Genomic DNA, 22,293 nt, shown 5'->3' with positions numbered 1-22,293 from the left:
GGGGGTCACAGCCCCACCGTACCTGCCCGACCGCGCGGGTGTGCCCGCCTTGCGGTCCTGTTCACTCAGGGCGTGGAACCTTGACGGCGAGGGTGTCCAGGGTCCATAGGGCTCGCGGGGCACTCCCGCCTCGATTCGCAGCACGTCCTCGCCCGCCCTTCCGCGTGTCCCCCACGTTCCCGACCGAAGTGCTCCCAGCGGCCGGCCGGCGCGCCCGGTCACCCCGTACACGCCGGATCCTGCTCGGCCGGCAACCCCGCCACCACACACCGGAGCAGGTCCAGTACGCGGACCGTGGTCATCTCCCGAATCCTGCTCCGACTGCCCGAGAACAGCAGCGACAGCACGGTTGTTCCCTCGGGACCGGCCACCGCGATGTATACCGTGCCCACGGGCTTGCCGTCCTGGGGATCCGGACCGGCGACCCCCGTCGTGGCCACCCCGTAGGTACCCGACATGATCCGCCGCACACCCTCGGCCATCCGCGCCGCCACGTCCGGGTGAACCGCGCCCTCGGCGGCGAGCAGGTCGGCGTCCACCCCGAGCACCGAGTCCTTGAGGTCGGTGGCGTACGCGGTGACCGAGCCGCGCACGCTCGCGGACGCGCCGGGCACCGAGGTCAGTTCGGCGGCGACCAGGCCGCCGGTGAGCGATTCGGCCACCGCGACGGTGGCGTCGTGCTCGCGCAACAGGGCCAGCACGACACCGGCCAGCGTGTCGCCGGCCTCGCCGTAGACACAGCCGCCGAGCAGTTCGCGGGCCCGCAACGCGGCGGCGTCGACCGCCTCGACCCCGCCGGGGGCGGTCGCGGTGAGTTTGACCCTGGTCCGTCCGGCGGTGGCGAGGTAGGCCACCTCGACCGCGCCCGCGATCGCGAGTTCCTTCTCCAGCGGTTCCAGCATCGCGGCGATCACGCCCTCGCCGATCGACGCGGTGAGCAATTGCCGCTGGGCCCGGATCGGTGCACCGCCCGCGCGCCGCAGCAGGTCGGGCAGCACCTGCTCCTCGACCATCGCGATCATCTCGTGCGGCGGGCCGGGCACCGCGTACACCGGTACGTCGCCGATCGAGATCGCCACGCCCGGGGCGCTGCCGTTCGGGTTGGGCAACGAGCGGCCGCCCTCGGGCACGTCGGCCTGCTGGAGGCCGAGCGCGGTCAAGGTGCGGTTCAGGCCCTGATAGCGCCGGCGCAGCCAATCCTCGATCGCCGGGTCCCGGCGCAGCGCCGCCCCCGCGACGGCGGCGATCGCCTCGCGGGTGCGGTCGTCGGAGGTGGGGCCCAGGCCGCCGGAGACGAGCACCGCGTCGGCACGCCGCACGGCCTGGGTGAGCACGTCGATCATCTCGTCGAGGCCGTCGCCCACGGTGGACACGCCGGTGACCCGCAGTCCGGCCGCGGTGAGCCGGCGGCCGAGGGTGACCGCGTTCGTGTTCACCACGTCGCCGACGAGCAACTCGTCCCCCACCGCGACCAGTTCGATCCTCAATTCGCGCATGGTCCTGCTCCCCCCGTGGTCGGGATCCGTCCCGACGTCAGACCTGTCCGGCGGGCACCGGCGTGCCGCGTCGCAGTCGTATGGCCTTGACGATGTAGTCCAGGCCGGTCACCACGGTGACGATCACCGCGGCCGCCATGACCCAGGCCCGCGTGCTGGCCAGCGGGCCGGTCATGACCAGTGTGTACATGCCGATCGCGACGCCCTGGAGCATGGTCTTCGCCTTGCCGCCCCGGCTGGCCGGGATCACGCCGTGCCGGATCACCCAAAAGCGCAGCAGGGTGATGCCGATCTCCCGGGCGAGCACCACGAGGGTGACCCACCAGGGCAGGTCGCCGAGCGCGGACAGGCTGATCAGCGCGGCACCCATCAGCGCCTTGTCGGCGATCGGATCGACGAGTTTGCCGAAGTCGGTGACCAGGTTGTGCATCCGGGCCAGCTTGCCGTCGAAGAGGTCGCTGATGCTGGCGACGGTGAACGCGGCCCAGGCCCAGGCCCGCCAGGCGGGATCGTGGCCGCCGTCCTGCAGCAGCAGGACGACGAAGACCGGCACCAGGGCCACCCGCATCATGGTCAGCGCGTTGGCCGCGTTCCAGGCGCTCACCGAGGTGGTGGGGTCGCCGAGGCGGTCGGGCTTCGGCGGGTGGTTGGCCGCGGCGGCGCGGACGGCCTCGGCCGGACGCCGACGCTGCGGTGCCGGTTCGGCCGTCACCGATCGCCCCCGGGCACGATCACGTCGATCGCCTCTCCGTGCAGGTCGGCACCCTCGCTGTCGGTGACCCGGACCCGGACCAGATCGCCGACCCGCAGGCCCTCGCCGACCACCGTCGTCGATCCGTCGGTCTCGGGCGCCTGGTGGTGTGCGTGGCCCTCGGCGGTGCCGTCCTCGCCGACTTCCTCGATCAGCACGATCACCTCGGTGCCGATCCGGTCCTCGGCGCGCTGGGCGACCAGTTCCTCGGCGAGTCGGGAGATCCGCTCCACGCGGGCGGCCACCACGTCGGGTTCGAGCTTGTCGGCGTAGCCGGCGGCCTCGGTGCCGTCCTCGTCCGAGTAGCCGAACACGCCGATGGCGTCCAGCCGGGCGGCGATCAGGAAGCGCTCCAGCTCGTCGACGTCCTCCTCGGTCTCGCCGGGGAAGCCGACGATGAAGTTCGACCGGGCGCCCGCCTCGGGGGCCTTGGCCCGGGCCTGGTCCAGGAGCGCGGTGAACGCCTCGCGCGAACCGAATCGGCGCATCCGGCGCAGCACCGGCTCGGAGGCGTGCTGGAAGGACAGGTCGAAGTAGGGCGCGACGCCGGGGGTGCCGGTGAGCACGTCGAGCAGCGTCGGCCGCATCTCGGCGGGCTGGAGGTAGTTGACCCGGACCCGCTCGATGCCCTCGACGGCGGCCAGCTCCGGCAGCAGCGTCTCCAGCAGGCGCAGGTCGCCCAGGTCCTTGCCGTACGACGTGGAGTTCTCGCTGACCAGGACGATCTCGCGGACACCCTGCTCGGCCAGCCAGCGGGCCTCGGCGATCACGTCCGAGGGGCGGCGGGAGAGGAAGGAGCCGCGGAAGGAGGGGATCGCGCAGAACGAGCAGCGGCGATCGCAGCCGGAGGCGAGCTTGAGCGAGGCGACCGGGCCCGAGCCCAGCCGGCGGCGCAGCGCGCGCGGCCCGGAGGCGGGGGCGATGCCCTCCGGGAGGTCCTCGGGGGCGCCGTGACCGGGCACCGCGACGGCGGCGGCCTGGCGCTCGACCGGGGTGATGGGCAGCAACGCCCGGCGGTCGCGCGGGACGTGCGAGGTGTGCTCGTCGCCGGCGAGGATCGAGCGCAGCCGGGTGGAGATGTCGCCGTAGTCGTCGAAGCCGAGCACCGCGTCCGCCTCGGGCAGCGCGCCCGCGAGCTGGTCGCCGTAGCGTTCGGCCAGACATCCGACCGCGACGACGGCCTGGGTACGGCCCTCGCCCTTGAGGTCGGCGGCCTCCAGAACGGTGTCGATCGAGTCCTTCTTGGCGGACTCGACGAAACCGCAGGTGTTGACCATGACGACGGAGGCGTCCGCGGCGTCCTCGACGAGGGACCAGCCGTCCGCCTCGAGCCGGCCGGCGAGTTCCTCGGAGTCCACCTCGTTGCGGGCGCAGCCGAGGGTGACCAGGGCGACGGTGCGCAGGGCGGAGGGGCTCTCGGCCGGGGCGGCGGGGCTGGTGGTATCGCGGGCGGACATGCCGGAAAGCCTACGTCAGACATGGGCGTGGACCGGACGCAGGGAAGCGTCGGATGGTTCCGGGGAGGTCACGATGGCCCGTCACCGGGCGGAAGGGGTGGGCGACGGGGTCGCCCGCATCTGCGGGACCGGGTCGCCGGGCACGAAAGTGTGCTTGACGACGGCGCCCTCCTCGCCCGCCGGGCCCACGTCCTTGCCGTTGACCTTCAGGCGCGCGGCGCCGGAATTGCCGATCTGGAGTTTGAGCTGCTCGGGGTCGGTGAGCGTCTTGGCCTCGCCCTTGTCCAGGATCGTCTCGAAGATCTGCTTGTTGTCGGCGTCGAACGCGCGCACCCAGCTACGGCCGTCCACCGCGGTGATCGTGACCACCACCTCGGCCGGGAATTCGGGGGTCTTGGCCACCGGCGCGACCGGGGACGGTGGCGGGGGCGGCGGCGGAACCACGGGGGCGGCCGAGGTCGGCGTGACCCGCGACGCGGTCTCCTTCTCGTCGTCGTCGGCGCGCCCGCCGGCGAGTTGCACGAACGCGAAGATCAGCACGATGACCACGGCGACGCCCATGGCCAGCGTCCAGTTCGGCCGGCGGTACTCGATCGACTTGCGGGGGGAGTCGAAGATCTGGGTCGGGCGGGGGGTGCTGGTGCCGCCGACCGTGTGGTCGTACTCGGCGACCAGCGGCTCCGGATCCAGGCCCGTCGCGCGGGCCAGCGTGCGGATGTGGCCGCGAGCGTAGAAGTCGCCGCCGCACGGTTCGAAGTCGTCGCATTCGACGCCCTCGATGATGACCTGTCGGATGCGGGTGACCTCACTGAGCCGTTCCACAGTGAGACCGGCCCGCACTCGCGCCTGGGCGAGACTCTGACCGATCGACACGATTCGCCCCTTATGCGTCATTCATCACGACTGACACCAATCATCACTTAAGTCGGATCATTCACCGCGCAACGTGGCCATAATCGACTCGATTTCATCCGGTTTGATCAAAACTTCGCGCGCCTTGGAACCTTCGCTCGGTCCCACGATGTCCCGGCTCTCCATCAGGTCCATCAGCCGACCCGCCTTGGCGAAGCCGACCCGCAGCTTGCGCTGGAGCATCGAGGTCGAGCCGAACTGGGTGGACACGACCAGTTCGACCGCCTGGCAGAGCAGGTCGAGATCGTCGCCGACGTCCTCGTCCACCTGCTTCTTGCGATCCGGCGGGGCGGTGACCTCCTCGCGGTACTCCGGCCGCAGTTGCTCCTTGCAGTGCCGGGCGACCGCCTCGATCTCGTCCTCGGTGACGTAGGCGCCCTGCATCCGGATCGGCTTGCTCGCGCCCATCGGCAGGAACAACGCGTCGCCCTTGCCGATCAGCTTCTCCGCGCCGGGCTGGTCCAGGATGACCCGGCTGTCCGCGAGCGAGGAGGTGGCGAACGCGAGCCGGGAGGGCACGTTGGCCTTGATCAGTCCGGTCACCACGTCGACGCTGGGCCGCTGGGTGGCCAGCACCAGGTGGATGCCGGCGGCGCGGGCGAGCTGGGTGATCCGCACGATGGAGTCCTCGACGTCACGCGGGGCGACCATCATCAGGTCGGCCAACTCGTCGACGATCACCAGCAGATACGGGTAGGGCTGCGCCTCGCGCTCGCTGCCCGGCGGCATCTTGAGCTTGCCCGCCCGCACCGCGGCGTTGAAGTCGTCCACGTGCCGGAAACCGAAGTTGGCCAGGTCGTCGTAGCGCATGTCCATCTCGCGCACGACCCACTGAAGCGCCTCGGCCGCCTTCTTCGGGTTGGTGATGATCGGCGTGATCAGGTGCGGGATGCCCTCGTAGGTGGTCAGTTCGACCCGCTTGGGGTCGACCAGCACCATCCGCACCTCCTCGGGCGTGGCCCGCATCATGATCGAGGTGATCAGGCCGTTGATACAGCTCGACTTGCCCGCGCCGGTGGCGCCCGCGACCAGCAGGTGCGGCATCTTGGCCAGATTGGCCACCACGTCGTTGCCCTCGACGTCCTTGCCGAGCGCGGCGATCATCGGGTGCGCGTCGCCGGCCGCGGTCTCCGAGGCCAGGATGTCGCCGAGGCTGACCATCTCGCGGTCGGTGTTGGGGATCTCGATGCCGACCGCGGACTTGCCCGGGATCGGGCTGATGATCCGCACGTCCGGGCTGGCCACCGCGTACGCGATGTTCTTGGCGAGCGCGGTGATGCGTTCGACCTTGACCGCCGGACCCAGCTCGATCACGTACCGGGTCACCGTCGGGCCCCGGGAGAAGCCGGTGACCTGCGCGTCGACGTTGAACTGTTCGAACACCTTGGACAGCGCGGCGACCACGTCGTCGTTGGCCTTGCTGCGGGCCTTGGCCGGCGGACCCTTCTTGAGCAGCGTGGGGCCGGGCAGGTGGTAGGTGATGTCGCCGGACAGCTTCAACTGCTCGCTGCGCGGCGGCGCGGGGGTGTGCGCCGGCGCGTCGGCGGCGCGGGCCCGCAGGTCGGTCACCACCCGAGCGGCGGCGGCCTTGCGCGAGCGCGCCGGCGGTACGACCAGACCCGCGTCGTTCGCGTCCAGCGCCGCCGCGGCGGCCGCGGCCACGTCGACGGCGTCCGGATGGCCGCTCGCGGCGGGACTCGGCCGGCGGCGCGGCCGGGTCTTGCGGACCGGCGCGGGCGCGGGCGGTTCCTCGTCCTCGTCGTACCCGGCGAAGCCGCTCGGGTGCTCGTCCTCGTACTCGTCCGCGGGCGGCGGCCCCTCGACGAAGCCGAGGAAGACCGCGAGCCGCTCGGGCGCCGCGTTGATCGGCGTCGCGGTCACCACCAGCAGGCCGAACACGATCAGCAGCACCAGCAGCGGCACCGCGACCCAGCGGGTGACCAGATGCACGGGCGGGGTCGCGAAGGCCCAGCCGATCAGCCCGCCGGCGTCGCGCATCGCGGCCGCGCCGTCGCCGGGTTGCGGGGTGCCGCAGCCGACGTGGATCAGGCCGAGCACGCTGCACACCAGCGCGGTGCAGCCGATCATGATCCGACCGGTGGCGTCCTTCTGGTCCGGATGGCGCATCACCCGCACGCCCAGCGCGCCGACCAGGAAGGGCACGAACAGGTCGAGCCGGCCGACCAGGCCCGCGACCACCGCGTTGACCGCTTCGCCGACCGCGCCGTCGATGGTGCCCCACGCGCCCGCGGCGATCACTATGGCCAGGCCGAGCAGGGCCAGACCCACCCCGTCCCGGCGATGGGCCGGATCGAGTCCGCGCGCACCGGAGCCGATGCCCCGCGCGGCCGAGCCGAACGCGTGGGCCAACCCCAGCCACAACCGCTTGAGGCCCCTCCCGAGCAGCGCGGGCAGACCCCCGAGCAGTTTCGGCGGGGGCGGCGGAGGTGGCGCGGGCTTCTTGGCGGGAGCCTTCTTCTTCGCGGCCGTGCGCGGTTGCGCTCCGCCGCCGGACGCACGTGTGGCCATGTTCCGAGGTTACCGGTGGACCCTTCCCACCTCGTGCGTCACAGGGCCCGGAATGTGCGTGTCGACCCCGAGGCGATCCGTCCGGGTGCCCGGGTGGTCGCGGGCGGCGCCGGGCGCACGTCGGCCGGGCCGCGGATGGGCCCGGCCGGCGTGCGACACCAAAGGGTCAGTCGTCGACCTCGCCGGTGTCCGGGGCGGGCACCAGCGGCGGACCGCCGTGGCCGGCCGCCGCGGGGGCGAGGGCGTCGAGGGCGGCGCGCATCCGGGCCACCCGGCGGCGCAACTGGTTCGCCGAGGCGGCCAGGATCGCGTCGTTCGCCGACTCGACCTGTTTGGCCATGCCGTCGGCCTGCTCCTCGACCGAGGCCAGCCGCGAGGACAGCTCGGCGATCACGTCCGCCCCGGCCCGGTCGCCGCCGGCGACCCCTTCGAGTCGCCCGCGCAGCAGCGTGGCCTGTTCGCGCAGTTGGCAGTTCTTCTTGTACAGGTCCACGAACACGGAGACCTTGGCCCGCAACACCCACGGGTCGAACGGCTTGGAGATGTAGTCGACGGCACCGGCCGCGTAGCCGCGGAAGGTGTGGTGCGGACCGTGGTTGATCGCGGTCAGGAAGATGATCGGGATGTCCCGGGTCTTCTCCCGGCGCTTGATGTGCGCGGCCGTCTCGAAACCGTCCATGCCGGGCATCTGGACGTCGAGCAGGATCACCGCGAACTCGTCCGTGAGCAGCGCCTTGAGGGCTTCCTCGCCCGAGTGCGCCCGAACCAGGGTCTGGTCCAGCGCGGACAGGATCGCCTCCAGGGCGAGCAGATTCTCCTGACGGTCATCGACCAGGAGGATCTTGGCCTTCTCCGTCATGGCCCACCCTCTTCGATCCGACACGGTGGGTGACCCCGCGTATCGGTCGGCTCCACTCGTCCTTGTGCATGTTTTCGGTATACGCGGCCCTGAATGACACAGCCTCGATCGACACGGTTTCGCTCAACACAGCCTCGGCCGAGATCGCCCCGGCGCACGCCACGCCGGTCGAGCACACGTTCCGGGTGGTGCTCGTCCCGGTCATGGTAGTGGCCAGGCGATCGGCTCGGCAGGTATTCCGAAACAGACGACCGCATGGTGTCACCACGTCCCGACCCACGGTCGCGACAACACCGCATCGACCCCTCCGCTCCTTCAACGTCACTCGACCCGTTCGGGTTCCATCATGGGCTGCGAGCCGCCCCGGAAGCGAACTAGTGGTCGAGCCAGGTTCGGATGAGTCCCAACAAGTGCCGCGTATCGACCGGCTTGGCGACGTAGTCGGACGCCCCGGAGTCGATGCTCTTCTCCTGATCCCCCTTCATCGCCTTCGCGGTCAACGCGATGATCGGCAGGCCCGCGTACTGCGGCATCCGGCGAATCGCCGAGGTCGTGGCGTAGCCGTCCATCTCGGGCATCATCACGTCCATCAGCACGATCGCGATGTCGTCGTGCGCCTGGAGCACCTCGATGCCCTCGCGGCCGTTCTCCGCGTACAACACGCTCAGCCCGTACTGCTCCAGCACGCTGGTCAGGGCGAACACGTTGCGCACGTCGTCGTCGACGATCAGCACCCGCTCGCCGTCGAAGGTGCCCTCGAACGGCTCGACCACCGGCTTGGCCGGGCCCGCGTGCTCGGTGCGGTCCGGGCCGGCGGCGCCCAGGACCGTCCGGGTCAGCGCGTCCGGGGTGGAGACCCGCTGGAGCAGCACGATCCGGCGCCGGTAGCCGCGCAGTCGGCCCGATTCGGAACGGGTGGGCCGCTCCGGGACGTGCACCACGACCGGCAGGTTCTGCAATTCCGTCCGGGAGGCGACCGCGTCCAGCACCTGCCAGGCGCCCTCGTCGGCCAGCCGCAGGTCCACCACCAGGCACGCGGGCGGCGCCTCGGCGAGCAGACGCACCGCCTCGCCCTCGTCGGGGGCCGTGCTCAACTCGATCGCGCCGTCCATCGCGGCCAGCACGGTGGCCAGCGGGGCGCCGTCGGTCTGCGGGTTCTCCACCACCAGCACCCGGCGCGGCACCCGCTTGCCGGTCTCCTCGACGACCGGCTCGCCGTCCGAGAGCAGCTCGGGGGCGTCGCTGAGCAGCGGGGTGGAGGGCGGCGCGGCGGGCAGCGCGCTCCGGTACGGCGTCGGGGCGAGTTCACCCTGCCGGTCGTGGCCGGCCTCGTCGCCCGGAACCAGGACGCTGTCCAGCGGGAGATAGAGGGTGAACGTGCTGCCGCGGCCCGGCATGCTCTCGGCGTGGATCTCGCCGCCGAGCAACCAGGCGATCTCCCGGCTGATCGACAACCCCAGCCCGGTGCCGCCGTAGCGGCGACTGGTGGTGCCGTCGGCCTGCTGGAACGCCTCGAAGATCACCTTGAGCTTGTCCACCGCGATGCCGATGCCGGTGTCGATCACCGAGAAGGCCACCGCGTGCTCGGCGTTGTCCAACTCGGTGTTGGTCAGCGGGATGTCGTCGGTGAGCGTGATCAACACCTCGACCGAGCCGGAGTCGGTGAACTTGACCGCGTTCGAGAGCAGGTTGCGCAACACCTGCTGGAGGCGCTGCTCGTCGGTGAACAGGATGCCGGGCACCGCGGGCGAGACGTGCACGGTGAAGTCGAGGTTCTTCTCCGAGGTCAGCGGCCGGATGGTCGCCTCGACGTAGTCCATCAGTTGGGCCAGCGCGATCCGCGCGGGCCGTACGTCCATCTTTCCGGCCTGCACCTTGGACAGGTCCAGGATGTCGTTGATCAGTTGCAGCAGGTCGGATCCGGCGCCGTGGATGGTCTCGGCGAACTCGACCTGCTTGCGGGTCAGGTTGCCCTCGACGTTGTCCGCGAGCAGCTTGGCCAGGATCAGCAGGCTGTTCAGCGGGGTGCGCAGCTCGTGCGACATGTTGGCGAGGAACTCGGACTTGTACTTCGAGGACAGCGCGAGTTGTTCGGCGCGCTCCTCCAGCGCCTGGCGGGCCTGTTCGATCTCCCGGTTCTTGATCTCGATGTCCCGGTTCTGCCGGGCCAGCAGCGCCGCCTTGTCCTCCAACTCGGCGTTGGAGTGTCGCAGTTCGCCCTGTTGGCGCTGGAGCTCCTCGGAGCGTTCCTGGAGTTCCTCGGTCAGCCGCTGCGATTCGGCCAGCAACATCTCGGTGCGCGAGTTCGCCATGATCGTGTTGACCGTGACGCCGATCTGCTCGTTGAGCTGCTCCAGGAAGTTGCGGTGCACCTTGGTGAACGGGCGGAACGAGGCGAGTTCGAGCACGCCGAGCAACTGGTCCTCGAACAGCACGGGCAGCACGATCACGTTCGCCGGCGCCGCCTCGCCCAGTCCGGAGGCGATCTTGATGTAGCCGGGCGGCGCGTCCAGGATCAGGATCGAGCGCTTCTCCAGCGCGGCCTGGCCGACCAGGGACTGCCCGAGCCGGAAGCGGGTGGGCACGCCGCCGCCGTCCTGGTAGCCGTAGGAGGCGATCAGCCGCAGCTCGACCACGTCCTCCTGGGTCAGCTCGGCCAGGAAGAACGCGCCGTGCTGGGCGTCCACGACCGGGGTGAGCTCGCTCATGATCAGCGCGGCGACCGCCATCAGGTCGCGGCGGCCCTGCATGAGACCGGAGATCCGGGCCAGGTTGGTCTTGAGCCAGTCCTGTTCGCGGTTGGCCCGGGTGGTCTCGCGCAGGTTGTAGATCATCTGGTTGATGTTGTCCTTGAGCTCGTCGAGCTCTCCGGACGCGTCGACCGCGATCTGCAGGGACAGGTCGCCGCGGGTCACCGCGGTGGCCACCTCGGCGATGGCCCGCACCTGGCGCGTCAGGTTGCCGGCCAACTCGTTGACGTTCTCGGTGAGTTGCTTCCAGGTACCGGAGACGCCCTCGACCTCGGCCTGACCGCCGAGCATGCCCTCGGTGCCCACCTCGCGGGCGACGCGGGTCACCTCGCCGGCGAACGCGGACAACTGGTCGACCATCGTGTTGATCGTGGTCTTGAGTTCGAGCATCTCGCCGCGGGCGTCCACGTCGATCTTCTGCGACAGGTCGCCGCCCGCGATCGCGGTGGTCACCTTGGCGATGTTGCGGACCTGGCCGGTGAGGTTGTCCGCCATCGAGTTGACGTTGTCGGTCAGGTCCTTCCAGGTGCCCGAGACGCCGGGCACGTGCGCCTGGCCGCCCAGGATGCCTTCGGTGCCCACCTCGCGGGCCACTCGGGTGACCTCGTCGGCGAACGCCCGGAGCGTGTCCACCATCGTGTTGATGGTGCCCGCGAGACCGGCCATCTCGCCCTTGGCCTCGACCGTGCTCTTCTGCGACAGGTCGCCGTCGGCCACGGCCGTGGCCACCTGGGCGATGTTGCGGACCTGGGACGTCAGGTTGTTGGCCATGACGTTGACGTTGTCGGTCAGGTCCTTCCAGATGCCGGACACCCCGCGCACCCGGGCCTGGCCGCCGAGGCGGCCCTCGGTGCCCACCTCGCGGGCCACCCGGGTCACCTCGTCGGCGAACGCCGAGAGCTGGTCGACCATCGTGTTGACGGTCTCCTTCAGCTCCAGGATCTCGCCGCGCGCGTCGACGGTGATCTTCTTGGACAGGTCGCCGGTGGCCACCGCCGTGGTCACGTCGGCGATGCTGCGCACCTGGCCGGTCAGGTTGCCGGCCATCACGTTGACCGACTCGGTCAGGTCCTTCCAGGTGCCCGAGACGCCTTTGACGTCGGCCTGGCCGCCGAGGCGGCCCTCGGTGCCCACCTCGCGGGCCACCCGGGTCACCTCGTCGGCGAAGCCGGAGAGCTGGTCGACCATGGTGTTCACGGTGTTCTTGAGTTCGAGGATCTCGCCGCGCGCGTCGACGGTGATCTTCTGCGACAGGTCGCCCCGGGCCACCGCCGTGGTGACCTGGCCCAGGCTGCGGACCTGTTCGGTGAGGTTTCCGGCCATCGAGTTCACCGAGTAGGTGAGGTCGCGCCAGACGCCGGCCACGCCGAGCACCTGGGCCTGGCCGCCGAGCCGACCCTCGGTGCCGACCTCGCGGGCCACCCGGGTGACCTCGTCGGCGAACGCGGAGAGCTGGTCGACCATCGTGTTGACGGTGTTCTTGACCTCCAGGATCTCGCCGCGCGCGTCCACGTCGATCTTCTTGGACAGGTCGCCGCGCGCGACCGCCGTGGTCACCTCGGCGATGTTGCGGACCTGGGCGGTCAGGTTGCCCGCCATGAAGTTCACCGAGTCGGTCAGGTCGAGCCAGACGCCGGCGACGCCCGGGACGACCCGGGCCTGACCGCCCAGACGTCCCTCACCGCCGACCTCGCGGGCGACGCGGGTGACCTCCGAGGCGAACGCGGACAGTTGGTCCACCATCGTGTTGACGGTGTTCTTGAGCTCCAGCATCTCGCCGGAGACGTCGACCGTGATCTTCTGCGACAGGTCGCCCCGGGCCACCGCGGTGGAGACCTGGGCGATGTTGCGGACCTGGCCGGTCAGGTTGCCGGCCATCACGTTGACCGAGTCGGTCAGGTCCTTCCAGGTGCCGGCCACCCCGGATACCTGCGCCTGACCGCCGAGGATGCCCTCGCTGCCCACCTCGCGGGCCACCCGGGTCACCTCCGAGGCGAACGCGGACAGTTGGCCGACCATGGTGTTGACGGTGTTCTTGAGCTCCAGCATCTCGCCGGAGACGTCCACGGTGATCTTCTGCGACAGGTCGCCCTGGGCCACCGCCGTGGTCACCCCGGCGATGTCGCGCACCTGCGCGGTGAGGTTGAAGAAGGCGGTGTTGACCGAGTCGGTCAGGTCCTTCCAGATGCCCGCGCCACCGGGTACCTGGGCCTGGCCGCCGAGCCGACCCTCGAAGCCGACCTCGCGGGCGACCCGGGTCACCTCGGAGGCGAACGTGCGCAGCGTGCCGGTCATCGCGTTGATCGTCTCGGCGAGCTGGGCCATCTCGCCGCGCGCGGACACCGTGATGGTCTGCGACAGGTCGCCGTACGCGACCGCCTTGGTCACCTGCGCGATGTCGCGCACCTGGGCGGTCAGGTTGCCCGCCATGATGTTGACCGAGTCGGTGAGGTCCTTCCAGGTGCCCGAGACACCCTCGACCCGGGCCTGCCCGCCGAGGCGGCCCTCGGTGCCGACCTCGCGGGCCACCCGGGTGACCTCCTGGGCGAAGCCGGAGAGCTGGTCGACCATCGTGTTGACGGTCTCCTTCAGCTCCAGCATCTCGCCGGCCACCTCGACGGTGACCGTGCGGGAGAGGTCGCCCTTGGCCACGGCGGTGGTCACCAGCGCGATGTCGCGCACCTGGAGGGTCAACCGGCTGGCCATCGTGTTGACCGAGTCGGTGAGGTCCTTCCAACTGCCGGACACCCCGCGCACCCGGGCCTGGCCGCCCAGCTTGCCCTCGGTGCCCACCTCGCGGGCCACCCGGGTCACCTCGTCGGCGAACGCGCTGAGCTGATCCACCAGGCCGTTGGCGGTACGGCCCATCCGCAGGAACTCGCCGCGCAACGGCTGCTCGGCGATCCGCAGGTCCATCCGCTGGGACAGATCGCCCTCGGCGACCGCGGCCAGCACGCGGCCGACCTCGACGGTCGGGCGGACCAGGTCCTCCACGAGCGCGTTGGCCGCGTCGATGCTGGTCGCCCAGGCGCCCTCGCCCGGTCCGGGGTCGAGCCGCTCGGTGAGTTTGCCCTCACGACCGACCACCCGGCGCACTCGGGCCAACTCGCCGGAGAGATGCTGGTTGCGCTCGACCATGTCGTTGAACACGACGGCGATCTCGGACATGATCCCGTCGCCGGAGACCGTGAGGCGCTTGCGGAAGTTGCCGTCACGGACGCCGGTCAGCGCGGCCAACAGCCGACGCAGATCCTGCTCGTCGTGCCGGCTCCGGGCGGCCGTCGTCCGTGCCTGCCCTGGGGAAGCCTTCGCCATCTCGCATTTCCTCCGCCGGACCGATTCGCCGCGACCGCTCGTGCACCCGGTCGCTTGCCATCGACAGTCTTTCACTCACAGGGTTGAGAGCAGAGGCGGTCCGGGAGGATGGTGCTTGTCAACCGGAAAGTGTGGGCGCGAAAGGCCCGCTCGCCCGGAAGTTCTGTCGGAATCGTGACGGATCCGTCACTGTTTGGAAGGGGTCCGCCCGATCGTCCTGAACCGATAGGGTGCGAATCTGCCGGACTGTGGAGCCGGATTCGTCACCGCAGCCGCCGTTCGTCGCAGATGCGGGAGTGTATGGATCAGGGAACGAGCATGCTCATCACTGCCCGGATGAGCGCTGCCTTCGCACCCGAGGGCAGGTCCGTGGCGGCCGCACGCTCGTTCGTCCGCAAGACGCTCAGCGACTGGGACGCCGGCGAGGTCGTGGACGACGCCGTGTTGTTGACCAGCGAGTTGGTCACCAACGCGATCGTGCACGCGGGCACCTCGGCCGAGGTCTCCTGTGTGCGCTACGACGGCGGCGTGCAGATCGAGGTCACCGACCACTACCCCAGCCGCGAGTTGCCCGAGCCCGTCACCGGGTTCGACGACGGCGACGAGAGCGGGCGCGGCCTGTTCCTGTCCGCGTCGCTGGCCTCCGGGTGGGGCGTGGAGTACGCCAAGAACGTCAAGCGGGTGTGGTTCCGGCTGGAACTGCCCGATCCGGTCTCGGCGACCAGCTCGGCGGGACCGCTGCTGCCGGCCAACGCGCTGCCCGACGCCTCGGTGCCGATCGGCGTCGCGGTGCTGCACGCGGACGCCTCGCGCAAGGTGACGCACTGGAGCCCCGAGGCGGCCCGGCTGTTCGGCCTGGGCGACGACGAGGCGGTCGGCATGTCGCTGAACGACCTGGTCGCGTGGCCGCAGACGCCCGGCACCGAACTGACCCTGGACGAGATGCTGGAGCTGTCCCGCTGGCAGGGCGGCTACGACATCCGCGCCGCCGACGGCATCGCCTCGCGCGTGTTCGCCTCGCATGTGCGGCTGCGCGATGCCGGCGGTGATCCGGCCCTGGTCGCGCTGCTGGTGCCCGCGCAGGCCCGCGCGGTGCTGGAGAACCGGGACGCGGCTCGCGCCAGGGCCGGTACCGCGACGCCCGCGGACAACGAGTGGGACGGCATCGACGGGCTGAGCCGGCTGGGCCTGGAGGACCTGTTGCAGCGCGCGGTCGAACGCGCCCGCGACCTGCTCGACGCGGACGCCGCGTTCGTCCTGCTGGCCACCGACGACGAGAGCGAGATGGAGGTGCGCGCCACCACCGGCCTGGCCGGCGCCGCGCACCGGTTGTCCCGGGTGCCGGTGGAGACCTCGGTGGGCCGCTACGGCTCGGCCCGGATGCCCGCGGTATACGAGGACCTGGACACCGGCCCCGGCGCGGTGCCGATCCTGCGGGAGACCCGGATGCGCTCGGCGGTGACCGTCCCGCTCAAGGTCGAGGGGCGGCTGACCGGCACGCTCGGCGTCGCCTCGGAATCCGCGACGCGCTTCGACAACGACGACGCGGCCCGACTCCAGCGCGCCGCCGACCGGGTCTCGTTGACCGTGGAGAGCGCGCGGCTGTCCGAGCTGGAACGGGTCCGCCGGGGCTCGCTGTCCTTCCTCGCCGAGGCGTCCGACCTGCTCGCGGGCACCCTGGACCCGGAAATGACGCTGGCCATGATCGCCCAGATCGTGGTGCCTCGGCTCGGCACGTGGTGCGCGGTGCACACCGGCGAGTCGCACGCGCCGGTGCTGAGCGTGGTGTGGCACGCCGACGAGATGCGGATCGACGACCTGCGGGCACTGCTGGACCGGGCCGAGCCGCCGCGCGCCCAGCCCACGCCCGGCGCCCGTCGCTGGCTGGGCCTGCGGCATCTGGACCCGGAGGTGGTCCGCGAGCACGCCGACCTGGTCACCGGCGAGGCGGTCACCCTGCCGCTGGTCGCCCGAGGCCGCGGAATCGGCATGCTGACCTTCGGCATCCTGGCCGGCGACCGCTTCCGCCGGGACACCCTGGAGCTGGCCGAGGACCTGTCCCGGCGCGCCGCGCTGGCGATGGACAACGCCCGGCTGTACTCCGAGCGCAACTCGACCAGCCAGGCCCTCCAGCGCAGCCTGCTGCCGCCCGAGCTGCCCAAGGTCCCGGGGGTCGACGTCGAGGTGGTCTACCAGGCGTCCGGCGAGGGCAACGAGGTCGGCGGCGACTTCTACGACCTGTTCACCATCGGCGACGACAAGTGGGGCTTCGCGATCGGTGACGTGTGCGGCACCGGCCCCGAGGCCGCCGCGGTCACCGGACTGGCTCGGCAGGCCCTGCGGCTGCTGACCCGCGAGGGGTTGTCGGTACCGGCCGTCCTGCAACGGCTGAACACCGCGATCCTGGAGGAGGGACCGCGCAGCCGGTTCCTCACCCTGTTGCACGGCCACATCACCCACCGCGAGGGCGGCGGTGTGCGGCTCAGTCTGGTCTCCGCCGGGCACCCGCTCCCGTTGCGGCTGCGTCCCGACGGCACGGTCACCTCGGTGGCCACGCCACAGCCGCTGCTGGGCGTGCTGGACGAGGTCGACCTGGTCCTGGAGACGGTGGATCTGGACCCGGGCGACGTCCTGGTCTGCGTCACCGACGGAGTCACCGAACGCCGCGAGGGCACCCGCATGCTCGGCGACGACGGTCTGGCCGACGTGCTCTCCGGATGCACGGGCCTGACCGCGGGCGCGGTCGCCACCCGAATCCACCGCGCGGTCGAACAGTTCGCCGAGGAACAGGCCCGCGACGACATGGCCATCCTGGTCATGCGCGTCTCCGCCGAGGACTGACCAAGGACGACCCGCCGGCCACCGTCCGGGCCCGGCGACCCGGGTCCGGTCCGCCGGCCCCGACGTCGCCGGGCTCAGTCGGTGGGTGTGTCCGGGCCGGGCGTCGACCAGCGTTGTTCGTCCTCTTGCCAGTGGTCGGTGGGGCGTAGACCCGCGGCCCTGGCGACGCCCGTCGAGGCGAGGTTGGCCGGGTGGATGTGCGCGTGGATCTCCTCGACACCGTGCGCGCGCAGCCAGGCCACCCAGCCGATCGCCGCCTCCTTCGCGATGCCCAGGCCCTGCCAGGCGCCGCCCACGACCCACGCCACCTCGGCGACCGGACCGGGGCCGACCGTGGCCTGCACCGTGCCCACCAACCGCTCCTGCGCACGCAGCCGGATCACCCGGTTCAGCCAGGTCACCTGCGGGTCCGGCGACCCCGCGGCCCACCGCGTGTACCGGGCCCGCAGAGCCGTCAGGTCCTCCGGTTCACCACCGATGAAGGTGTGCAGCGCCGGATCGCCGAGCACCTCGACCATCTCCTCGGCGTGCTCCGCCTCGACCGGGATCAGGTCGAGGCGATCGGTGCGCACCCACGCGGGCTCGTTCACGTTCATCGCGGCAGCATGCCGGCCCTCACGCGGCGATGTCGCCGGCATATCGACGCTCGCGCAGCCGCAGCTCGGACCCGATCCGGGCGACCGTGGCCGGCGCGTTCACGCGTACCTGGTCCGTCGGGCAGTCCAACACCCACCAGCCCTGTCCGCCGATGCTCCGCGACCGCGCCCGCACCCATTGCCGGTCCGCCGTCAGCCCCACCCCGACCCGCCACCGCGGCCAGGCCAGGGCGAAGCGGTGCAGGGTCCGGCCGAACGCCGAGCGAATCTCCCAGCCGACCTCGGCCGGCGGCAACCCGGCGCCGAGCAGTGCCAGCCGCAGTCGGGTCTCGTCCTCGCTCGCGCTGCGCCCGTCGGCCAGCCGCCCCGCCTCGGCGAGCCGCTGCCGACCCGGATGCCCGGCATAACGCCGCTCCGCCGCGGCCCATCCCCCGGCCGGAACCAGGCCGGCCCGCAGGAACCCGTCCAGCACCACCACGCCGGTGTCCCGATCCGAGGTACGCACCAGGTCCGCCGCCGTCCGGAGCGGCGAGGTGACCGGAATCCCGCCCGGCCACACCACCTCCCCCGGCGCCAGCGCCATGACCCGGGCCCGGCAGCCGTGCCGGCGGGGCAGTACCGCCCCCACCGGCACGACCACCTCGACCGGTGCCGTCCGCCGAGCCCCGTCCCGGGGATCCGCCGGCACCCGCACGCCGTGCAACTCCGCCGCGGTGCGCCCACAGACCACGGTCCCGCGGGGCAGCACCACGACCGCGGCCCGGGCCCGCACCGCAGGCGTGTCCACGACATGCGCGCCGACGTAGACCCCGTGTATGACCCGACGCACGTCGCCGTCCCGCACCAGGCGTCGGACGACCGACCGGCCGACCCCGTGGCGGGCGGCGACGGCGAGGGTGAAGGGCCGGGACAGCAGGGCGCAAAGGTCGGTCGACGTCATGCGGGTCAGTGTGCGCGCGTCCCCTCCGCGCGTGCCGCCGGTTGTCCACAGCCCCCGGGATGGGTGTGACCATCACACCCGGCCTGTGCACACCGCGTGGCCGAACCGCCCCCTCGGTCCGATCCCCGGCCGACCCGCCGACGCCCTTCGTCCCCACCGCCCGGCCCTTCCGCCCCGCTCAGCCGGTGTCGACCGCCTGCTCCGCCTTCTTCCCGCATCCCTTCTTCGCGCGGTAGAGGACCTTCCAGGTGGCCGCGTCCGTGACCCCCGACGGTTCGAGGGTGTTGCACTTCTGGACCCACCGGACCGCGTCCGCGGTGGCCGCGTCGAAGACTCCGTTGTCCGGCAGCTCCCCGGGGGCACCGGACCGCGTGTCGATCAGGCACTGCACCTGGGCGACCGCGTCGTCCCGATCCCCCTCACGCAGCTCCGGCCGGTTGTCCTTGGCCACGTGATCACAGCGCGAGGCGGCCGCCGCCGGCGACCCGGGGGCCATCATCCCCGTGCCCAATCCCAGCGCCGCACACGAGGCCAGCGCGATCACCGCGGCCCGACCCCGACCCCGCTGCCGCTGCCCGGGCCGGGCCGCGGGCGGCCGAGGCGCCGGAATCGGCGGGGCCGGCGGCGGCGCACCGCGCCGTGCCCCACCGCAGCGCCGGTCCCGCCGTACCGCGTCCAGCCCCGCGCCCGATCCCGCGTGCGCTCCCACGCCGGGTCCCGCCTTCGGTCCCGCGTTCAGTCCCGTATCCATCTCTGCTCCCGACTGCCGATCCTGTCGACGGTGTCGACCCGTCCTGCCCGAAGGGCCGAATGCCCTCCGAACACGACCGACGTTAGGAGCCGGCGAGCACGGCACCGAGAGGTACGAAAACCCGAATTACACACCGCGAAATCACCCGGAAACCCCCGATTCACACCCGCCGCACCCCGCTCCCCGCGGCCCTCCACCCACCCGCGCACCCGTCGGCCCGCACCCCGCGTCCGGACCGGCTCGCACCATCGGTCGAGAACACGCCGCCGCGCCCGACCACGAACGACGACAACCGGCGCCCCGACCACACCGACGACGACACGGGGCCCGCTACGAAGAATTCGTAGCGGGCCCCGGGCAGGACGACGAGGAGGCGAGGATCAGACCTCCACGACCACCGGCAGAATCATCGGCCGGCGCCGATAGGTGTCCGACACCCACTTGCCGACGATCCGGCGCACCTGCTGCTGGAGCTGATACGGCTCCGCCACCCCGTCGGCGGCCGCCTTCTGCAACATCTCCTCGATCTTGGGGATCACCGCGTCGAACCGGGCGTCGTCGATGCCCGAGCCGCGTGCCGTGATGGTCGGCCCGCCGACCACCTTGCCGGAGGAGGAGTCCACGGCGAGGAACACGGACACGAAGCCCTCCTCGCCCAGAATCCGGCGATCCTTGAGCGAGGACTCGGTCACGTCGCCCACGGACAAACCGTCCACGTAGACGTAGCCGGCCTGCACCTTGCCGGTGATCTTGGCCACACCGTTGACCAGGTCGACGGTGAGACCGTCCTCGGCGAGCACCACCCGGTCCTTGCGCACCCCGGTCTTGATGCCCAGGTCGGCGGCGGCCCGCAGGTGGCGCCACTCGCCGTGCACCGGCATCAGGTTGCGCGGCCGGGTGAGGTTGAAGAAGTACAACAGTTCACCGGCCGAGGCGTGTCCGGAGACGTGCACCTTGGCGTTGCCCTTGTGCACGACCTTGGCGCCCCAACGGGTCAGCCCGTTGATCACCCGGTAGACCGAGGTCTCGTTGCCCGGGATCAACGAGGACGCGAGCACCACCGTGTCGCCCTCGACGATCCGGATCTGCTGGTGCGAGCGGTTGGCCATCCGCGACAGCGCCGCCATCGGCTCGCCCTGCGAGCCGGTGCACACGAGCACCACCTCGTCCGGCGGCAGATCGTCCAGCGTCTTGACGTCCACGACCAGTCCGGCCGGAATCTTCAGATAGCCCAGCTCACCGGCGATCTTCATGTTGCGCACCATCGAGCGGCCGACGAAGGCGACCTTGCGCTCGTAGGCGTACGCGGTGTCCAGTACCTGCTGGATGCGGTGCACGTGGCTGGCGAAGCTGGCCACGATGATCCGCTGGTCGGCGTCCGCGAAGACCCGGTCGAGCACGCCGGCGATATCGCGTTCGGCCGGGATGAAGCCGGGCACCTCGGCGTTCGTGGAGTCCACGAGCAGCAGGTCGATGCCCTCGGTGCCCAGGCGCGCGAACGCCGGCAGGTCGGTCAGCCGGTTGTCCAGCGGCAACTGGTCCATCTTGAAGTCGCCGGTGTGCACGACGGTGCCGGCCTCGGTGCGGATGGCCAGTGCGAGCGCGTCCGGGATCGAGTGGTTCACCGAGATGAACTCGCACTCGAACGGACCGAGCCGCTCGATGTCGCCTTCCTTGACCTCCAGCGTGTACGGCCGGATGCGGTGCTCGGTGAGCTTGGCCTCGATGAACGCCAGGGTCAGCTTCGACCCGATCAGCGGAATGTCGGCCTTCTCGCGGAGCAGATACGGGACCGCACCGATGTGGTCCTCGTGCCCGTGCGTCAGGATGATCGCCTCGATGTCGTCGAGGCGATCCCGAATCGAGCTGAAGTCCGGCAGGATGAGGTCGACTCCGGGCTGCTCCTCCTCGGGGAACAGCACCCCGCAGTCGACGATCAGCAGCCGGCCGTCGAACTCGAAGACGGTCATGTTTCGGCCGATCTCGCCGAGACCACCCAACGGAGTGATCCGAAGGCCGCCCTTGGGCAGCACCGGCGGCGGGCCGAATTCGGGATGGGGATGGCTCAAGTTCTCTCCTCGCCACGTGCCGCCGCCCGGCCGTCTCGAACGGTCGTACGGGGACGCGCAAAAGCTCGTGTTCGGCCCGGGCGGGTGTGGTACCCGCCCGGGGCACTACTTACAGATATTCCTGCTTACAGCTCTACCCCACCCGCCGAAAGATCCTGCCTAAGCTGCGCGATCTGAGCCTTGGTGGCCTCGATCAGCGGCAGCCGCAGCGGCCCGGCGGGCAGGCCCTGCAATCCCAGGGCGGCCTTGGTGAGGATCACGCCCTGGGTACGAAAAATGCCGGTGTACACCGGAAGGAGGCGCTGGTGGATCTCGCGCGCCTTGGCGACGTCGCCACCCACGTGGGCGTCGATCATCGCGCGGAGCTCCGCCGACACGAGGTGCCCGACCACGCTCACCACACCGACCGCGCCGATGGACAGGAGCGGCAGGTTCAGCACGTCCTCACCGCTGTAGTACACCATGTCGGTGCGCGCCATGACCCAACTCGCGGAGGCGAGGTCGCCCTTGGCGTCCTTGTTCGCGACGATCCTGGGGTGCTCGGCGAGCCGGACCAGGGTCTCGGTCTCGACCGGTACTGCGCTGCGACCGGGGATGTCGTACAACATCACCGGCAGCTCGGTGGCGTCGGCGATGGTGGTGAAGTGCCGGTACAGGCCCTCCTGCGGGGGCTTGTTGTAGTACGGGGTGACCACGAGCAGACCGTGGGCGCCGGCGGCCTGTGCCTGCCGGGCCAACTCGACCGAGTGTCGGGTGTCGTTGGTGCCGACCCCCGTGACCACGAACGCGCGATCGCCCACGGCCTCCAGCACCGCCCGGACCAACTGCTCTTTCTCCGCGTCGCTCGTGGTGGGCGACTCGCCGGTGGTGCCGTTGACGACGAGTCCGTCGTTGCCGGCGTCGACGAGATGGGAGGCCAGGCGCTGGGCGCCGGGAAGGTCGAGCGCACCATCGGCCGTGAAGGGGGTCACCATCGCGGTGAGGACCCGGCCGAAGGGGGTCTGGGGGGTAGACGTCGGAGCCATGG

13 protein-coding genes are annotated in these 22,293 nt (G+C 71.1%); 1 reads left to right on the top strand and 12 read right to left on the bottom strand.

Annotation, left to right across the window (positions count from 1 at the left end; genetic code table 11):
- Positions 1 to 218: 218 nt before the first annotated feature.
- The 7 genes from ABZ374_RS01365 to ABZ374_RS01335 form a co-directional block, all read right to left on the bottom strand.
- Positions 219 to 1,496, bottom strand: coding sequence for a CinA family nicotinamide mononucleotide deamidase-related protein (locus ABZ374_RS01365; protein WP_360304828.1), 1,278 nt, complete (start codon positions 1,494 to 1,496; stop codon positions 219 to 221).
- 37 nt (positions 1,497 to 1,533) lie between these two features.
- On the bottom strand, positions 1,534 to 2,208 hold the full coding sequence (gene pgsA / locus ABZ374_RS01360; protein WP_360304826.1) for a CDP-diacylglycerol--glycerol-3-phosphate 3-phosphatidyltransferase: 675 nt from the start codon (positions 2,206 to 2,208) through the stop codon (positions 1,534 to 1,536).
- A complete protein-coding gene (rimO, locus tag ABZ374_RS01355; RefSeq protein ID WP_360304824.1) occupies positions 2,205 to 3,704 on the bottom strand; it encodes a 30S ribosomal protein S12 methylthiotransferase RimO in 1,500 nt (499 codons plus the stop codon). The genes pgsA and rimO overlap by 4 nt, the downstream gene beginning before the upstream one ends.
- 81 nt (positions 3,705 to 3,785) lie before the next feature.
- Positions 3,786 to 4,577, bottom strand: coding sequence for a helix-turn-helix domain-containing protein (locus tag ABZ374_RS01350; RefSeq protein WP_360304822.1), 792 nt, complete (start codon positions 4,575 to 4,577; stop codon positions 3,786 to 3,788).
- Positions 4,578 to 4,634: 57 nt separating this feature from the next.
- On the bottom strand, positions 4,635 to 7,145 hold the full coding sequence (locus ABZ374_RS01345; protein WP_360304820.1) for a DNA translocase FtsK: 2,511 nt from the start codon (positions 7,143 to 7,145) through the stop codon (positions 4,635 to 4,637).
- A gap of 166 nt (positions 7,146 to 7,311) precedes the next feature.
- A complete protein-coding gene (locus tag ABZ374_RS01340; protein ID WP_360304818.1) occupies positions 7,312 to 8,004 on the bottom strand; it encodes a response regulator in 693 nt (230 codons plus the stop codon).
- A 374-nt stretch (positions 8,005 to 8,378) separates the two neighbouring features.
- A complete protein-coding gene (locus ABZ374_RS01335) occupies positions 8,379 to 14,069 on the bottom strand; it encodes a HAMP domain-containing protein (RefSeq protein WP_360304816.1) in 5,691 nt (1,896 codons plus the stop codon).
- Positions 14,070 to 14,357: 288 nt separating this feature from the next.
- On the opposite strand from ABZ374_RS01335, the gene ABZ374_RS01330 reads away from it, so the two are divergent.
- The gene (locus tag ABZ374_RS01330; protein WP_360304814.1) at positions 14,358 to 16,910 is read left to right on the top strand and encodes a SpoIIE family protein phosphatase; all 2,553 of its coding nucleotides are present in this window, start codon (positions 14,358 to 14,360) and stop codon (positions 16,908 to 16,910) included.
- A 74-nt stretch (positions 16,911 to 16,984) separates the two neighbouring features.
- On the opposite strand, the gene ABZ374_RS01325 is transcribed toward ABZ374_RS01330, so the two are convergent.
- The 5 genes from ABZ374_RS01325 to dapA all read right to left on the bottom strand — a co-directional run bounded on the left by ABZ374_RS01325 (position 16,985) and on the right by dapA (position 22,291).
- A complete protein-coding gene (locus tag ABZ374_RS01325; RefSeq protein ID WP_360304812.1) occupies positions 16,985 to 17,506 on the bottom strand; it encodes a GNAT family N-acetyltransferase in 522 nt (173 codons plus the stop codon).
- Positions 17,507 to 17,525: 19 nt separating this feature from the next.
- On the bottom strand, positions 17,526 to 18,446 hold the full coding sequence (locus tag ABZ374_RS01320) for a type IV toxin-antitoxin system AbiEi family antitoxin domain-containing protein (RefSeq protein ID WP_360304810.1): 921 nt from the start codon (positions 18,444 to 18,446) through the stop codon (positions 17,526 to 17,528).
- A 178-nt stretch (positions 18,447 to 18,624) separates the two neighbouring features.
- Entirely contained in the window at positions 18,625 to 19,197 is a 573-nt protein-coding gene (locus tag ABZ374_RS01315) for a peptidoglycan-binding domain-containing protein (RefSeq protein ID WP_360304808.1), read from the bottom strand.
- A 380-nt stretch (positions 19,198 to 19,577) separates the two neighbouring features.
- Entirely contained in the window at positions 19,578 to 21,266 is a 1,689-nt protein-coding gene (locus ABZ374_RS01310; RefSeq protein ID WP_360304806.1) for a ribonuclease J, read from the bottom strand.
- A 125-nt stretch (positions 21,267 to 21,391) separates the two neighbouring features.
- Positions 21,392 to 22,291, bottom strand: coding sequence for a 4-hydroxy-tetrahydrodipicolinate synthase (gene dapA / locus ABZ374_RS01305; RefSeq protein WP_360304804.1), 900 nt, complete (start codon positions 22,289 to 22,291; stop codon positions 21,392 to 21,394).
- Positions 22,292 to 22,293: the final 2 nt, after the last annotated feature.

This window comes from Embleya sp. NPDC005971 (assembly GCF_040629175.1).
GTDB lineage: Bacteria > Actinomycetota > Actinomycetes > Streptomycetales > Streptomycetaceae > Embleya.
This window is presented reverse-complemented; position numbering and strand designations above follow the sequence as displayed.

Bases quoted from the DNA above. Each gene is read 5' to 3' on its own strand.
- ABZ374_RS01365 (WP_360304828.1), bottom strand. From the start codon at position 1,496: ATGCGCGAATTGAGGATCGAACTGGTCGCGGTGGGGGACGAGTTGCTC.
- rimO (WP_360304824.1), bottom strand. From the start codon at position 3,704: ATGTCCGCCCGCGATACCACCAGCCCCGCCGCCCCGGCCGAGAGCCCC.
- ABZ374_RS01345 (WP_360304820.1), bottom strand. From the start codon at position 7,145: ATGGCCACACGTGCGTCCGGCGGCGGAGCGCAACCGCGCACGGCCGCG.
- ABZ374_RS01340 (WP_360304818.1), bottom strand. From the start codon at position 8,004: ATGACGGAGAAGGCCAAGATCCTCCTGGTCGATGACCGTCAGGAGAAT.
- ABZ374_RS01335 (WP_360304816.1), bottom strand. From the start codon at position 14,069: ATGGCGAAGGCTTCCCCAGGGCAGGCACGGACGACGGCCGCCCGGAGC.
- ABZ374_RS01330 (WP_360304814.1), top strand. From the start codon at position 14,358: ATGCGGGAGTGTATGGATCAGGGAACGAGCATGCTCATCACTGCCCGG.
- ABZ374_RS01325 (WP_360304812.1), bottom strand. From the start codon at position 17,506: ATGAACGTGAACGAGCCCGCGTGGGTGCGCACCGATCGCCTCGACCTG.
- ABZ374_RS01320 (WP_360304810.1), bottom strand. From the start codon at position 18,446: ATGACGTCGACCGACCTTTGCGCCCTGCTGTCCCGGCCCTTCACCCTC.
- ABZ374_RS01315 (WP_360304808.1), bottom strand. From the start codon at position 19,197: ATGGATACGGGACTGAACGCGGGACCGAAGGCGGGACCCGGCGTGGGA.
- dapA (WP_360304804.1), bottom strand. From the start codon at position 22,291: ATGGCTCCGACGTCTACCCCCCAGACCCCCTTCGGCCGGGTCCTCACC.